The following is a 15090-nucleotide window of genomic DNA, read 5'->3' as shown; positions in this document are numbered from 1 at the left end:
ATCCAGGGGTTGGGCGGGGACGTGGGCGTGGAGTCCGCGCCCGGGTGGGGCACCATCTTCGAGCTGCGCGTCCCCGTCTCCCTTACCGTGGCTCCGCTGCTCTTCGTCCAGGTGGGCCAGGAGACGCTCGCGCTGAGCGCCACCCACGTCTCGCGAGCGCTCAAGGTGGAGCCCGTGCACCTGTGCGAGGTGGCCGGCCGGCCCTCGCTGCTGGTGGAGGGCAGGGTTCTCCCGCTGGCCTCCCTGGGCTCGCTCCTGGGCCTTGCTCCGGAGCGGGAGGTGCGCGAGGGCGAACTCGTCCTGGTGGTGCGCAGCCAGAGCGGCGCCGCCGCCGTCGTGGTGGACCGTGTCCTGGAGGAGCGTGTCCAGGCCATCCTCCCCCTGCGTGGCGTGCTGGCCCGGTTCGGCCACCTGGCGGGGGCCACGTCCCTGGCGGACGGGAGGCTCGCGATGGTCCTGTCCGCCGCCTGGCTCACCGCCAGCGCGCATGGGACCTCCCCCCTGAAGCTGCCCCGCTCGGCCGTGCCCGGGGCTGAGTCCCGGCGACGCCGCATCCTCGTCGTGGACGATTCGCCGCTCACCCGGGAGCTCATCTCCAACCTCCTGGAGGCCGTGGGGTACGACACGGTGATGGCCGCCGACGGTGCGGACGCGCTGGACGCCCTGGAAGGGGCGTCGGTGGACCTCGTCGTGACGGACCTGGAGATGCCGGGGATGGACGGTCTGGAGCTGACCCGGCGCCTGAAGGGGCACCCCACCCAGGCCCGGCTACCCGTCGTCATCCTCACCACCCGTGGTGGCGAGGAGGACCGGCGGCGTGGGCTGGCGGCCGGGGCGGACGGCTACATCACCAAGGGCGATCTGGTGCGCCAGGACCTGGTGGATGTGGTGGGCCGGCTCTTGTCCTGAAGGGTCCCCTCTCAACCTCCTGAGGACAGGGCGAGCATTGGCTATACTCGCCACCTCGCGTACGGGGTATGGACAGGGCATGGGCAAGAAAGTGTCGGTGCTGGTGGTCGATGACTCACTCATCTGCCGACAGCTCATCTGCGAGGCGCTGAGCAAGGACCCCGACATCGAGGTCGTCGGTTCCTGCGCGGACGGCAAGCAGGCCGTGGAGATGACCAAGGAGCTGCGCCCTCACGTCATCACCATGGACGTGGACATGCCCGTCATGGACGGGTTGACGGCCACCGAGCACATCATGGCCGAGTGCCCCACTCCCATCCTGGTGCTGACGGCCGACCCGCGCTCGCAGGCGCCGGAGCTGACGTACCGCGCGCTGGAGCTGGGGGCGCTCGCGCTGCAAATCAAGCCCGCCATCGACGCCGGCCCCGAGGCGTGGAACCTGGTGCGGGAAATCAAGCTGCTCTCCTCGGTGCGCGTCATCCGCCACCTGCGCCGCTCCCAGAAGGGGAACATCACCCCTCCTCGGGTGACGACGTCGGTGCTGCCCGCGGTGTCCATGGGCGTGGTGGTGGTGGCCGCGAGCACGGGCGGACCGCAGGTGCTGTACCGGATGCTCTCCGAGTTGCCGCCGGACTTCCCGGCGCCCATCGTCATCGTCCAGCACATCAACGCCGCCTTCGCGGAGTCGTTGGCGGGGTGGCTGGGCAACACGAGCCGGTTGAAGGTGCGGCTGGCGCAGGACGGTGAGCCGCTGATGCCGGGGCACGTGCTCATCGCCCCGCCGGGGTTGCACACCATGATTCCCTTCCGGGGGCGCGTGGCGCTCAAGGCGGGCGTGGAGCGGGACGGGCACATGCCGTCCGGGACGACGCTGCTGGAGAGCGCGGCCAGGACCTACGGCCGCCGGGCGGTGGGGTTGGTGCTGACGGGCATGGGCGCGGACGGCGCGGAGGGGCTCCTGGCCATCCGTCAGGCGGGAGGGTTGACGCTCGCGCAGAACGAGGAGTCCTGCGTGGTGTTCGGCATGCCCGGCGCGGCGGTGGAGCGCAAGGCGGTGGACCACCTCATCCATGGGGACGAAGTCGCCGCCACGCTGGCGCGACTGGCCCGGGGTGAGTCGCTCGCAGTGGGGCGCTGAGCCGCCAGTGCGTGCTCCGGGCGCGCCATGGGCTTCCGTGCGCGCCTTCCTCACGGCGCGTACGGGCATGGCCTTGAGCGGACCTCAGATTCGCCGCCTGGATGATCGGCTGGTGGAGCGGTGTCGTGGGCTGACGCCGCACCAGTACCTGGCCTTCCTCAAGTCTCCGTCGGGCGCGGCGGAGCTGGAGGGGCTCATCTCCGCGGTGGTGGTGAACAAGACGGACCTCTTCCGAGACGAGGTCCAGCTCACCGACTTCCGGGAGCGGGTACTGGCGCCGCTGGTGGCGCGCGCGGGGGGACGGCCGCTCCGAATCTGGAGCGCGGGCTGCTCCACGGGCGAGGAAGTGGCCACGCTGCTCGTCCTCCTGGCGGAGGCAGGCGCGAGCCCTGGCAGCACGGTGTTGGGGACGGACATCTCCGAGGCGGCGCTGCGGAGGGCGTGCGCGCTCTCGTTCGCTCCGGAGCATCTGCGCCGGGTGCCCGCGGGGCTGCGTGAGCGCTACTTCGTGCCCATGGGCTCGAGGCTGGCGCTGGTGTCGGCGCTGCGTGAGCGCGCCAGCTTCCAGGTCCACAACCTGATGGACATGCCCTATCCCCGGCCGGTGGGCGAGGGGCGCTTCGACGTCATCTTCTGCCGCAATGTCCTCATCTACTTCACGGTGGAGTCGTTCCACCGGACGGTGGCGACGCTGGCTGACAGCCTCGCGCCCGGGGGGACGCTGGTGCTGTCCGCGTCGGAGCCGTTGCTCCAGGTGCCTCCGACGCTGCGGGTGGAGCGCACGGCGGCGGCCTTCTTTCACGTCCGCGTCGAAGAATCCGGAGCAGGGCAGGGGGCGCCGCATCCTGGCAACGAGGTCCCGGTGGCTTCCCTCGGAAAGGCCACGGCCCCTGGTGTTCCAGGCCGGTCATCGGCGGCCGAGGGCGCAGCGCGGTCGGGCGCACGGGATTCCGGCCGGACCTCGGCGTCGGGAGCGAGCCGAGCGTCGTTGATTCCCATCGAGGCGGGTCGGGCCTCGGCGTCGAGAGTGGGCCGGGAGCCTGCGAATCCCGGCGACGCGGGGCGTACTTTGGTGTCGGGAACAGGCCGCGAGCCTGCGAATCCTGGCGACGCGGGGCGCTCTTTGGCGTCGGGAGCAGGCCGGGAGCCTGCGAATCCCAGCGACGCGGGGCGCTCTTCGGGAGCGGGCCGCGAGCCGTCGAGCCCCCTCGACTTGGGTTGTGCTACGGCGTCGGGAGCGGGCCGCGAGCCGTCGAGCCCCCTCGACTTGGGTCGTGCTACGGCGTTGGGAGTGGGCCGCGAGCCGTCGAGCCCCCTTGACTCGGGACGGACGTCCGCGTCGGGAGCAAGCCGGGAGCCTGCGAATCCCAGCGACGCGGGGCGCTCGTCGGCGTCGGGAGCGGGCCGCGAGCCGTCGAGCCCTCTCGACTCGGGACGGACGTCCGCGTCGGGAGCGGGTCGGGAGCCCTCGAATCCCCTCGACGCCAGCCGTGTCACCGCACTGCCCTCGCCAGCCTCCGTCGAAGCCGATCTGCTTTTCGCCTGTGTCCTCGACGGAGCCGCCTCGGGTGTCTCCGACGCGGTGGCGGAGCGGGACTTGCGCCGTTGCCTCTCGCTGGACCCGGACCACGCCGCCGCGCGCTACCTGCTGGGGCTGCTCCTGGAGCAGTGCCGTCGCCCCCTCGAGGCCGCCGTCGAGTACCGCCGGGCCCTCGAATCCCTGGAGGAAGGCAGGGCCCGCACGGTCCCCTTCTTCCTCAACCCCGGCCGGCTCCGCGTGGCCTGCGCACACGCCGCCGGACGCCTGTCTCCCCTCGGCGGCAGTCGCTGACAGGGCAGGCGGCCGGGCCGGGGTGCCAGGGCCTTGCGAGAAGTCCGGACGAAGCGCCGATTTGGCCGTAAGATGCCGGCCCCATGCGAAGGCTCGTCCTGCTCGCGCTGCTGGCGCTCCCTGGTTGCTTCTATCCCGCTGACCGTGGCCGCGCCCTCGAGGCGAAGGTCGACCGGCTCGGCACCGACTCCGCGCAGATGCAGGCGGAGCTGAAGGAGGCGCGCGAGCAGCTCGCCGCCACCCTGCCGAAAATCGACGAGAAGGTCGCCGAGGTCACCAAGGCCCTGGATGGCCTGGACACCGCCGCGCGCCGCAAGGACGCGGACATCGGCGTCCAGCTCCAGAAGACGATGGAGGACCTGTCCCAGCTGCGAGGCCAGGTGGAGACCTACCTCCACAAAATCACCGAGCTGGAGACGGCCCTCGGCGCCCAGGACCAGAAGCTGCTCGCCCTGCAGGGCACGGCCGCCGTGAAGGAGGCCGAGGCCAAGAAGAAGGCCGAGGAGCTCCAGCGTCCCACCAACCCCAAGGACTTCCTCGCGCTCGCGCAGGAGCGGGCGAAGGCCGGCGAAGTCCTCGTGGCGCGCCAGCTCTTCACCGAGCTGCTGAAGAAGTGGACCAAGGACCCGCTCGTGGGCGAGGCCCACTACGGCCTGGGTGAGACGTACTTCACCGAGTCCAAGTGCCGCGAGGCCCTCTTCGAGTACGGCAAGGTGGTGCAGGACCACCCGAAGACGCCGTCCGCGCCGGACGCCTACCTGCGCTCCTCCGAGTGTTTCGCCCAGCTCAAGATGAAGGACGAGTCGCGGATGGCGCTCGAGGAGCTGGTGAAGAGCTACCCCAAGGCCTCCGCGGCCAAGACGGCCAAGGAGCGCATCGCCGAGCTGGACAAGGCGAAGACCCCCGCCAAGAAGGGCGGCAAGAAGTGAGCTTCCGTCCCCTGCGGCTCGCCGCGCTGGCGCTCCTGCTCGTGCCCTTTGTCGCGGGCGCGGCGCCCAAGCAGTTGGTGCTGCTCTTCACCGGAGACAATGGGGGCGAAATCGCCCCCTGTGGTTGACGACACAACCCGTCTGGCGGTCTGGCCAGAAGAAAAGTCACGATAGAGCAGGAGCGCGCCAAGGGCGTACCGGTCCTCGTGTTGGACGCGGGCAACGCGCTCTTCAGGAGCCGGGACAGCGGCGGCGCTCCGGACGCACGCGCACGCGCGGAGCTGTTGCTCGCGCAGATGGACGCGCAGGGCACCACCGCCATGGCCGTGGGCGCGCGAGACCTCAACCTTGGCGTGGACTTCCTGCGCAAGCAGACGCGCAAGTCGAAGCTGAAGCTCTTGTCGGCGAACCTCGTGGACGCGAAGGGCACGCTTCTGTTCCCCGCCTCCACGGTGGTGGACGTCGGCGGGCTCAAGGTCGGCGTGGTGGGCGCCTCCCCGGCGACGACCCAGCCCGAGCCCATGGAGCCGTTGGCCCAGGGCAAGGCGGCAGGGGTGATGCGGCAGGGCCTTCCGGTGGCTCCCGCCGTGGCCGCCGAGGCGAAGCGGCTGCGCCAGAAGGAGCGCGTGGACCTGGTGGTGCTGCTCGCCGCCGTGCCCTACGACGAGGTGCTCAAGCTGGCCAACGAGGTGGAGGGCGTGGACTTCGTGATGCAGTCCCACGAAGGCCGGGGCTCCGGCATCCCCCAGCGCATGGCGATGACCACTGTGGTCCCGCCGGGAGACCGGGGGCGGCAGCTGGCGAAGCTGGAGCTGTCCATCAGCGGCCCCGGCCGGTTCGTGGACAACTCCGAGGTGGCTCGCACCCGGGACGGCCTGCGAATCGTCGAGACCAACCTGGCCAAGGCCAGGGAGCGGCTCGCGAAGTCCACCGACGAGGTTCAGAAGCGCTCGCTCGAGTCAGCGGTCGCCAGCCTGGAAGCCCGGCGCACGGCGCTGGAAAAGACGGTGGCGGGGGGCGCAACGCCGGCGGCCCGGACGCATCTATTGTCGTACATCCAGCTTGGGAGCGACGTGCCGGCGGACCCGGCCGTTCAGAAAGCGGTGGAACGCATCGAGCCTCCCGGCTCGGCGGCCCACTAGCCCGGGCGGATCTTGTGCCCCGGTCGGCGCGCCGTTATAAGCGCCGGCCATTACAGTGTCGGACCTCCCAGCCGTTGGCGGTTGGGGGCAAGGCACCTTGGAGAGCGTCATGAAGCCGGAACTGCACCCCGTCTATCCGCCGTCCCGCATCACCTGTGCCTGTGGCAACATCGTCGAGACCCACTCCACCCGCGGCTCGTTCTCGGTGGAAATCTGCTCGAACTGCCACCCCTTCTTCACGGGCAAGTACAAGCTCATCGACACGGCCGGTCGCATCGACCGCTTCAAGAAGAAGTACGCCGCGAACCCCACGAAGGGCGCCGACGCTGCTCCTGTCGAGGGCAACATCGCGGTCCCCGTCGCCAAGGCCAAGAAGGCCAAGGCCTGAGTCGGGCCGTCGCGCTTCGTAGCCACTGAAGCAGCACCGTCGAGCAGGGTGTCGGAGAGCCTCCAAGAGAGGCGCTCCCGCCCTGCTCGCGGTGTTTCTACGACTTGAGTCACTCGTCAAGTTTCAGGGTGCTACAGGTCAGAAAATTGCTGTAGCAGCCTGTTGAGGCACATTCCGCCGCGTCCCACGACGAAGAGTCCGACGGAGGCGTGATGTTCGCGGAAGCTGCTGCCCCAAACCTGAAGGTTGTCCGGCGCTCCCTCAACGAGAGCGTGCACGCGAAGGGCGACGCCTGGACGCTCCTGCGAGGGGACAGCCTGGAGCTCCTGAAGCAGTTCGAGCCCCAGACGTTCGACATGATTTTCGCGGACCCGCCGTACTTCCTCTCCAACGGCGGCACCACCTGCAAGGGTGGCAAGCGCGTGTCGGTGGCGAAGGGTGGCTGGGATGTGTCGCGCGGGGTGGAAGAGGACCACGCTTTCACCACCGAGTGGCTCGCCGCCTGCCAGCGGTTGCTCAAGCCCACCGGCACCCTCTGGGTGAGCGGCACGCAGCACGTCATCTTCAACGCCGGCTTCGCCATGCAGAAGCTCGGCTACAAGCTGCTCAACACCGTCACCTGGTTCAAGCCCAACGCCAGCCCCAACCTGGCGTGCCGCTACTTCACCCACTCGACGGAGTTGCTCATCTGGGCCTCCCCGAAGTCGGGCGGCAAGCTCCAGCACGTCTTCAACTACTCGAAGATGAAGGCGGACAACGGCGGCAAGCAGATGCGTGACGCCTGGGCGCTTCCTCCCTCTGGCGACGCGGAAGTCACCGCCGACGGCGAGGGCCGCCTGTGGACGCTCACCGTCCCGCGCGGCGGCGAGGAGAAGGCCTTCGGCAGCCACCCCACGCAGAAGCCCGTGGCCCTGCTGGAGCGCATCATCGAGGCGAGCACCCCCGAGGACGCGCTGATTCTGGACCCCTTCAACGGCAGCGGCACCACGGGCGTGGCGGCCCTCAAGCTGGGCCGCCGCTACGTGGGCATCGACATGGATGAGAAGTACCTGGACCTCGCCGAGAAGCGCCTCGTGGCGCAGTCGGCGAAGTAGTCCCCGTGCCGCGAGTCCCCGCGCCGCTTCTCAGGCGCGGGACAGGATGAGCTCCACGCCCTGACGGGCGATGGGGTGGTAGCGCTCCCCGTACTGCTTGAAGAGCGAGCGCGCCAGGGCCCGGTGCTCCCGGGACGCGGCGAGCACTCCGTACAGGGGCTTGAGGTACTTCATGCGCCCCACCTCGCCCAGGAACGCCTCGGTGCGCCCCACCGCCGGCTCCCAGCCCGCGCGCAGCGCCGCCACCAGCCACGCCACCAGCACCTCCGAGTTACGGCTGCGCGTGAAGGCGAAGCGCTCGTCGAGCTGACGGAACAAGTCCCTGGGCGCGTCCGAGGGCATCCACTCCAGGAAGAGCTGCCACTCCGCGGGCGTCCAGTCCTTGGCCGCCTCCACCGACGGCACCGTGCCCCGGGCGCGCTGCAAGGCCTCCAGCCGGCTGGAGCGCGGCGAGGGCGCGCTCGCGGGCACGCCGGGCCGCTGCAGATAGGCCTCCGCGTCGACCTTCGCCAGCACCCCGGGCAGCTCCCGCTCGGTGAAGGCGATGAACTCCTCGGTGGTGAGGGCGCGGAAGCGGTACGTGGCCAGGTAGCGGCGCAGGAAGCCGTCGAAGGCCTCGCGCCCCACGGCGTCCTCCATGGCCCGGAGGAACAGGTAGCCCTTCTCGTACGGAATCTGGGAGAAGGCCTCGTCCGGGTCCACGCCCGTCAGGTGCGTGCGCAGCGCCGTCAGGTGCGGGTGCTCGCGGAAGTGGTGCAGCGCCTCGTCCAGCGCCCGCCGCCCCAGGGCCGCGTTCAGCGCGGCGACCTCCGGCCCCGCCAGCGCCTCCAGGATGCGGCGCTCGGCGAAGACGGTGAAGCCCTCGTTGAGCCAGAAGTGCTCCGCGGACGCATTCGTCACCAGATTGCCCGTCCACGAGTGAGCCAGCTCATGTGCCACCACGTTGACCAGGCTCTTGTCCCCGGCAATCAACGTGGGCGTGAGGAACGTCAGCCTCGGGTTCTCCATGCCGCCGTACGGGAAGGACGGAGGCATGGTGAGCAAATCGAACCGCTCCCAGTCGTACGGCCCGAAAAGCGACTCGGCGGCGCGCAGCATGTCGTCCACGCCGGAGAACTCCTCGGCCGCGTCCTCCAGCAGCTCCGGCTCCGCCCATACGCGCGAGCGGGGGCCCAGCTCCTTGGGCGCCAGGCTGCCCACCGCGAAGGCCAGGAGATATGGAGGCACCGGCTGCGGCATCTCGTAGTGCTCCTCCGCCTCCACGCCGTGCTCCTCGCGGCGCACGAAGCTGGCCGCCATGACGGCCTTGAGCGCCTTGGGCACTCGCAGCGACGCGCGGTAGCGGATGCGGATGCGAGGCGTGTCCTGCAGCGGCACCACGCTGCGCGCGTGGATGGCCTGGCATTGGCTGTACAGGAACGGGTGCTGCCCGCCCGCCGTCTGCGAGGGCGTCAGCCACTGCAGCGCGCTCGCCGTGGGTGAGGTGCGGTAGTGCACCGTGAGCTGTCGCACCCCCGAGGGCAGCTCCACCCTCAGCCGGCTTCCCAGAATCGGCTCCGGTGGGGCGAGCATGTAGGGCAAGGGGCGACCATTGCCGTCTACGACTCTGAGAATCTCCAAATCCCGCGTGTCCAGGTCCAGCGGACCCGCGGACGCTTCCTTCAGCGTCAGGGTGGCCTCCGCGTGCAGGCGGCGGGTCCGGAAGTCGACGCGAGCCTTCCAGTCCAGGGTTTCCGTCTCAGGCTGCGTGCTGTCGTTGTAGGAGTGCGGGTCGGGGCGAGCCATGGAGGTCCGGTTTGTAGTCCTTGGGACGACCCATGGCGAGTGCTCCCACCTTCCGAACAGATTGACTTTCGGGTCAATCGCCTACATTTGTGCAGTCCCTTCTTCCCTCAAGGGAGCCTCTTCCAATGACGACGCGGATCCGCAAGGTAGCTGTGCTGGGCGCCGGAGTGATGGGCAGCGGCATCGCCGCCCATCTGGCCAACTCGGGCGTGCGCGCGCTCCTCCTGGACATCGTTCCGCCGAAGGCCGCACCGGGCGAAGACACTTCGACCAAGGCCTTCCGCAACAAGTTCGCCCTCGGGGCGCTGGCCAACATGCGCAAGCAGAAGCCCAGCCCCATCATGTCCGAGCAGGTGTTCACCGCCATCGAGGTGGGCAACTTCGATGACGACATGGCGAAGATCGCCGACTGCGATTGGGTCATCGAAGTCGTGAAGGAGGACCTGACCGTCAAGCAGGCCCTCTTCGAGAAGGTGGAGAAGCACGCCCGCAAGGACGCCATCATCTCCTCCAACACCTCCGGCATGTCGATTGTCGGGATGACGCAGGGCCGGGGCGCGGCGTTCAAGAAGAACTTCCTCGTCACGCACTTCTTCAACCCCGTCCGCTACATGAAGCTGTTGGAGCTGGTCGCCGGCACGGAGACGGACCCGGCGGTGATGAAGACCATCCACCGCTTTGGCGAGGAAGTGCTCGGCAAGGGCATCGTCTACGGCAAGGACACCACCAACTTCATCGCGAACCGCATCGGCGTGTACGGGATGATGCGGACCATCGCCGCCATGGGCCCCGCGGAGCTGTCCATCGAAGAGGTGGACAAGATTTTCGGTCCGGCCATGGGCCGCCCCAAGTCGGCCGTGTTCCGCACCGCGGACATCGTCGGTCTGGACACCTTCGTCCACGTGTCGAAGAACTGTTACGACACGCTGACGCAGGACGAGGAGCGTGAGGTCTTCGCCATCCCCGGCTTCCTCCAGAAGATGGTGGAGAAGGGCATGCTCGGCGACAAGAGCGGCGGCGGCTTCTACAAGAAGGACAAGAGCAGCGGCGGGAAGGAAATCCTCGCGCTGGACCTGAAGACGCTGGAGTACCGCGCGCAGGGCAAGGTGCGCTTCGAGTCGCTGGGCGCCGCCCGCGAAGTCGAGAGCGTCAAGGAGCGCGTCGCCGTCGTGCTGAACGGCACGGACAAGGCCGCGAAGTTCGCCGAGCAGGTGACGCTGGACGTGCTGGCGTACACCAGCCGCCGCATCCCCGAGATTGCCGACGACGTGGTCAACGTGGACCGCGGCGTGCGCTGGGGCTTCGGTTGGGATTTGGGGCCCTTCGAGGTCTGGGACGCGTACGGCGTGAAGAAGGGCCTGGCGCGGATGAAGGAGCTGGGCCTGAAGCCTGCCAAGTGGGTGGAGGACATGGTGGCCGCGGGCCGCGAGTCCTTCTACGGCGTGGAGGGTGGCAAGGACACGTACTGGGACATCCCCACGAAGTCCGTGAAGGTGGTGCCGGAGAACGCCCGCACGCAGCGCGTGGAGTACCTCAAGCGCGGCAACAAGAAGGTGGCCGGCAACGACTCCGCCACCCTGTGGGACCTGGGCGACGGCGCCACGCTGCTGGAGTTCCACACGAAGATGAACTCCATCGATGACCAGATCATCGAGATGATGAACACGGCGCTGGACGAGACGGAGAAGAACTTCAAGGGCCTGGTCATCGGCAACGACGGTTCCAACTTCTCCGCGGGCGCCAACATCGTCGCGCTGGTGTGGGCGGCGAAGAGCGGCCAGTACGAGGACATCCGCAAGCTCGTCACCGGCTTCCAGGCGGTGAATCAGCGCATGCGCTACAGCCCGGTGCCGGTGGTGACGGCGCCCTTCAACCTCACCCTGGGCGGCGGCTCCGAGGTGACGATGGGCGGCAACGCGGTGCAGGCGAGCGCGGAGCTGTACATGGGCCTCGTCGAGGTCGGCGTGGGCCTCATCCCCGGCGGCGGCGGCAACATGCAGCTGCTCCGCAACGTCTACGGCGCGTACTCCACGGACAAGGATTTCGATCCGCTGCCCTTCCTCAAGAAGGTGTTCCTGGCCATCGGTACGGCGAAGGTCGCCACCAGCGCCGAGGAGGCGCGGGAGCTGGGCTTCCTGTCCCTGACGGACGGCATCAGCGCCAACCGGGACTTCCTGCTGTCGGACGCGAAGGCTCGGGTGCTGGGCATGGCGGACGCGGGCTTCCGCGCGCCGCGTCCCACGCGCTTCCGCCTGGGCGGCCCCAGCGGCTACGCCACCATCGACATGATGCTGTACGACATGGAGATGAACGGGCAGGTCAGCGCGCACGACCGCAAGATTGGTCAGAAGCTCGCGCGCGTGCTCACCGGCGGCGACACCAGCACCTCGGCGCTCGTCACCGAGGAGAAGCTGCTGGAGCTGGAGGCCGAGGCCTTCCTGAGCCTGTGCGGCGAGGAGAAGACCCAGGACCGCCTGACGTTCATGATCGAGAAGGGCAAGCCGCTGCGGAATTGACGGCCGGCCGGTATCCATTGGCTACGACATAAATTTCGCTGCATGCCCGGGTGCTCCCCGGGCAAGGAGACATCAAGATGCCTGGTCGAGTCGTGATTGCCAGCGCGGTCCGCACGCCGTTCACCCGCGCGCACAAGGGAGAGTTCAAGGACACCCGGCCGGATACGCTGGCCGCCATCGCCATCAAGGAGGCCGTTGCCCAGGTCCCCGGCCTCAAGCCGTCGGACGTGGAAGACGTCGTCCTGGGCTGTGCCATGCCGGAAGCCGAGCAGGGGATGAACGTGGCCCGTCAGGCCACGCTCCTGGCGGGGCTGCCTGTGGAAGTACCGGCGATGACCATCAACCGCTTCTGTTCCTCCGGGACGCAGGCGATTGCCCAGATTGCCGCGGCCATCCAGGCGGGGCACATCCAGGTCGGCATCGGCGGTGGTACCGAGTCGATGACGATGGTGCCCATGGGTGGCAACAAGGTCAGCGCCAACCCGGACATCATGGCGAACCACCCGGAGATCTACTCGTCCATGGGTGTGACGGCGGAGAACATCGCCTCCCGTCACAACGTGTCGCGTGAGGACTCCGACAAGTTCGCCGCGGAGAGCCAGCGCCGCGCGGCCAGCGCGCGGGAGACGGGCAAGTTCAGCGAGGAAATCGTCCCCGTCACCACTACCGTCTACGACGAGGAGGGCAAGGCGCAGACGGTGACGGTGTCCGTGGACACCATCCTGCGTCCGGAGACGACGGCCGAGGGCCTGGGCAAGCTGCGCCCGGCGTTCAACGCCAAGGGCGTGGTGACGGCCGGCAACGCGTCGCCGCTGACGGACGGCGCGGCGGCGGCGGTGGTGATGAGCGAGGAGAAGGCGAAGGAGCTGGGCGTCAAGCCGCTGGGCTACTTCGTGGACTTCGCCGTCGCCGGTGTGGCTCCGGAAGTCATGGGCATCGGCCCGGTTCCGGCGGTGCGCAAGCTGCTGGCGAAGAACAAGCTCGAGGTGAAGGACATCGACGTCTTCGAGCTGAACGAGGCCTTCGCTCCGCAGGCGCTGTACTGCATCCGTGAGCTGGGCATCCCCATGGACAAGGTGAACCCGAACGGCGGCGCCATCGCCCTGGGCCACCCGCTGGGTGTGTCCGGTGCGCGTCTGGTCGCGACGATTCTGCGCGAGCTGAAGCGCCGCAACGGCCGCTACGGCGTCGTCACCATGTGCATCGGTGGCGGCATGGGCGCCGCGGCGCTCATCGAGCTGGCGAAGTAGTCGCCCGCTTCACCGACTGAAAGTTCGCGGGCCCCGGGGAAGTGCTTCCCGGGGCCCGTGTCGTTGCGGGGCTCGGCCAGGCGCCGGCCCTTCATGCTCGACGTCAGGAGACGGGGGCTTCGGGGTCGTCCACGGGGACACCGGCGAGGCGCAGGACTCGCAGCGCGTTGGTCGTGTCCACCACGCCCTCGCGCAGCTTGTAGTCGAACACCATCTCCCCAGCCTCCAGGTGGTCCCTGAAGTGGACGTTGCGGACGTGCGCGTCACGCGTCTCTTCCGCCAGCGACGTCAGCGACAAGTCGTGAGTCGTCACCGCGCCCGAAGCCCCGGTGGACAGCAGCAGCCGGAGCACCTCGCGCGAGGCGAGCTGCCGCTCTCGCGTGTTGGTGCCGAGGAGGATTTCGTCGAGCAGGAACAGCGCCTGCCCGTTCGCCGCGCGCGCCGCGTCCAGCACGGCCTTGATGCGCTGCACCTCCGCGTAGAAGTACGACACGCCGCGCTCCAGTGAGTCCTTCACCCGCATGCTGGTGAGCACATGCAGCGGAGACAGGCGGAACGACGCCGCGGACACCGGCGCTCCGGCGAGCGCCAGCACCGCGTTGGTGCCCAGCGCTCGCATCAGGGTCGTCTTGCCGCTCATGTTGGAGCCGGTGATGAGCAGGGCCTCCCGGGGGCCGGGCAGGGACACGTCATTGGGCACGGGGGCATCCAGCAGCGGATGGCCCATGACCTTCGCCTCGACGAGGGGCCCCGTCGCTTCCAGCGTGGGCCAGGCGAAGGCGGGTCGGTCATGCGCGAGGCCCGCCACGCAGGAGAGGGCCTCCATCTCCGCGAGCGCTTCGAACCAGTGCCGCACCTGCGTGCCATGCTTCGCGCGCCAGCGCTCCAGTGCGAACAGCGCATGGATGTCCCAGAGCGTGAGCCAGTGCACCAGCGGGTGGAACTGGTGCCGCTTGAACTCGATGAGCGAGAACAGTCGGCTGAAGCGCTGGAAGTGTTTCGAGACGGGCGGCTCGCCCTGCTGCTGGAGGCCCGACTGGAGCTGACGCAGGAGGGGATGCTCGAAGCGCTGGCCCTCCACGCGCTCGAAGATGGGCGCGTAGCGGACGAAGCCCTGTTCGCCCTTCTCCACGCCCTCGTCCATCTTCCGCAGCGTGCGGCGGGTGGCCACGGCCACCGCGAGCTGCGCGGCAAGTCCCGCCCACACCGAGGAGCCGGGCAGCACGCCGACTTCGCCCAGGATGAAGAGCGTCAGCGTCACCGGCGGCAGGATGATGGCGAGCGGGCGGGACCAGCGAATGGCGTCCAGCGCGGGCCCGGCTTCCGACCACTGGATGAAGAGGCTCGGGTCGGCCTTCTCCTTCGCCACCGTGCGCGCTTCCACGCAGAGGTCCTGTCGGAAGTCCACGAGCGGTGCCAGCTCACGCGCCGCGCCCTGACGTGCTTGCACCACGTCCACCGGAGCAGGCGCTGACAGCCACGCGGCGAGTCGCTCCTCGCCCGCGCGGGTGGCCGTCTCGTTCAGGAGCTGGAAGAGGCTGCCCTGTCCGAAGACGTCCAGGTCCGGCGTGTAGAGGTGGGCGGGGGAGGCGAAGCGTTCGCCGCGCTCGGTGAACTCGTGCCAGCCGTGGCCCAGGCGCGCGAGGCCCCGCTCGTTGAGCGTGACGTACAGCCGCTGACGCGCCTCGCGGCGGAAGATCTGGTGGTGGAGGACCGCGAGGAGGCCGTAGACGACGACGGCGGCCACCGTGCCCCACCACCAGGTCTTGGGCAGTCTGCCCGTGACGATGAGCCCCGAGACGACGGCCGCGACGAGGAAGGCCAGGGTGCGCAGGTTGGCGTAGCGGGCGCTGACGCGGTCCAGGGCGGCCAGCTCCGCCTCAGCGGCGGCACGGCGCTCGGTGTACGTGTGGTGGGGATTCGGGCTCGGGGCGTTCGCGGACACTGTGGCCGCGCATGCTGTGCTTCCGGCCCGTTCAGGGCAAGGGCCGCCTGTCTTCAGATGGTGTCGGGATGACGGAGGTGGGCTGGGAGTCGTTGCCCGAGGGGGCGGTGGCCTCTGGTGCGCAGGCCCGAGGCGAGGCCCTCCGGGGCGGGCGCTTCATGGG

Annotated in this window: 12 protein-coding genes; 10 read left to right on the top strand and 2 right to left on the bottom strand. The window is 69.2% G+C overall.

The window, feature by feature from the left end; genetic code table 11:
• The 8 genes from HR086_RS35345 to HR086_RS35310 all read left to right on the top strand — a co-directional run.
• Positions 1 to 909 (top strand): response regulator (locus HR086_RS35345; protein WP_174467831.1); only part of this gene is annotated, 909 nt, incomplete at its 5' end.
• A 79-nt stretch (positions 910 to 988) separates the two neighbouring features.
• Positions 989 to 2047 (top strand): chemotaxis-specific protein-glutamate methyltransferase CheB, encoded by a 1059-nt coding sequence (gene cheB, locus HR086_RS35340; protein ID WP_141643885.1) that lies wholly within the window; start codon positions 989 to 991, stop codon positions 2045 to 2047.
• Between the two features lie 67 nt (positions 2048 to 2114).
• On the top strand, positions 2115 to 3878 hold the full coding sequence (locus HR086_RS48870) for a CheR family methyltransferase (protein ID WP_254624932.1): 1764 nt from the start codon (positions 2115 to 2117) through the stop codon (positions 3876 to 3878).
• Positions 3879 to 3961: 83 nt separating this feature from the next.
• Positions 3962 to 4807, top strand: a complete 846-nt coding sequence (locus HR086_RS35325; protein ID WP_174453439.1) for a tetratricopeptide repeat protein — start codon at positions 3962 to 3964, stop codon at positions 4805 to 4807.
• Entirely contained in the window at positions 4804 to 4935 is a 132-nt protein-coding gene (locus HR086_RS49295) for a hypothetical protein (RefSeq protein WP_256433693.1), read from the top strand. Before HR086_RS35325 ends, HR086_RS49295 begins: the two co-directional genes overlap by 4 nt.
• Before the next feature lie 78 nt (positions 4936 to 5013).
• On the top strand, positions 5014 to 5949 hold the full coding sequence (locus HR086_RS35320; RefSeq protein ID WP_174467830.1) for a 5'-nucleotidase: 936 nt from the start codon (positions 5014 to 5016) through the stop codon (positions 5947 to 5949).
• A 109-nt stretch (positions 5950 to 6058) separates the two neighbouring features.
• The gene (rpmE, locus tag HR086_RS35315; RefSeq protein ID WP_174453441.1) at positions 6059 to 6337 is read left to right on the top strand and encodes a 50S ribosomal protein L31; all 279 of its coding nucleotides are present in this window, start codon (positions 6059 to 6061) and stop codon (positions 6335 to 6337) included.
• 212 nt (positions 6338 to 6549) lie between these two features.
• The gene (locus tag HR086_RS35310) at positions 6550 to 7431 is read left to right on the top strand and encodes a site-specific DNA-methyltransferase (protein ID WP_174461287.1); all 882 of its coding nucleotides are present in this window, start codon (positions 6550 to 6552) and stop codon (positions 7429 to 7431) included.
• A 30-nt stretch (positions 7432 to 7461) separates the two neighbouring features.
• Here the strand turns inward: HR086_RS35310 and HR086_RS35305 are convergent, their stop codons facing one another.
• Positions 7462 to 9216 carry a M1 family metallopeptidase gene (locus tag HR086_RS35305; protein WP_174467829.1) on the bottom strand — a complete coding sequence of 585 codons (1755 nt, stop codon included), beginning with the start codon at positions 9214 to 9216 and terminating at the stop codon, positions 7462 to 7464.
• A 125-nt stretch (positions 9217 to 9341) separates the two neighbouring features.
• Between HR086_RS35305 and HR086_RS35300 the strand changes: the two genes are divergently transcribed.
• Positions 9342 to 11732 (top strand): 3-hydroxyacyl-CoA dehydrogenase/enoyl-CoA hydratase family protein, encoded by a 2391-nt coding sequence (locus HR086_RS35300; RefSeq protein ID WP_174467828.1) that lies wholly within the window; start codon positions 9342 to 9344, stop codon positions 11730 to 11732.
• A 77-nt stretch (positions 11733 to 11809) separates the two neighbouring features.
• Positions 11810 to 12982 (top strand): thiolase family protein, encoded by a 1173-nt coding sequence (locus HR086_RS35295; RefSeq protein ID WP_141643892.1) that lies wholly within the window; start codon positions 11810 to 11812, stop codon positions 12980 to 12982.
• 103 nt (positions 12983 to 13085) lie between these two features.
• Here HR086_RS35295 and HR086_RS35290 read toward each other — a convergent pair whose 3' ends face one another.
• Positions 13086 to 14927 (bottom strand): DNA mismatch repair protein MutS, encoded by a 1842-nt coding sequence (locus HR086_RS35290; protein WP_174467827.1) that lies wholly within the window; start codon positions 14925 to 14927, stop codon positions 13086 to 13088.
• Positions 14928 to 15090: the final 163 nt, after the last annotated feature.

Origin of the sequence: Myxococcus sp. CA039A, from assembly GCF_013336645.1 — a bacterium.
Lineage (GTDB): Bacteria > Myxococcota > Myxococcia > Myxococcales > Myxococcaceae > Myxococcus > Myxococcus llanfairpwllgwyngyllgogerychwyrndrobwllllantysiliogogogochensis.
The sequence above is the reverse complement of the archived record's forward strand: the minus strand, read 5'-3'. Positions and strand labels throughout refer to the sequence as shown.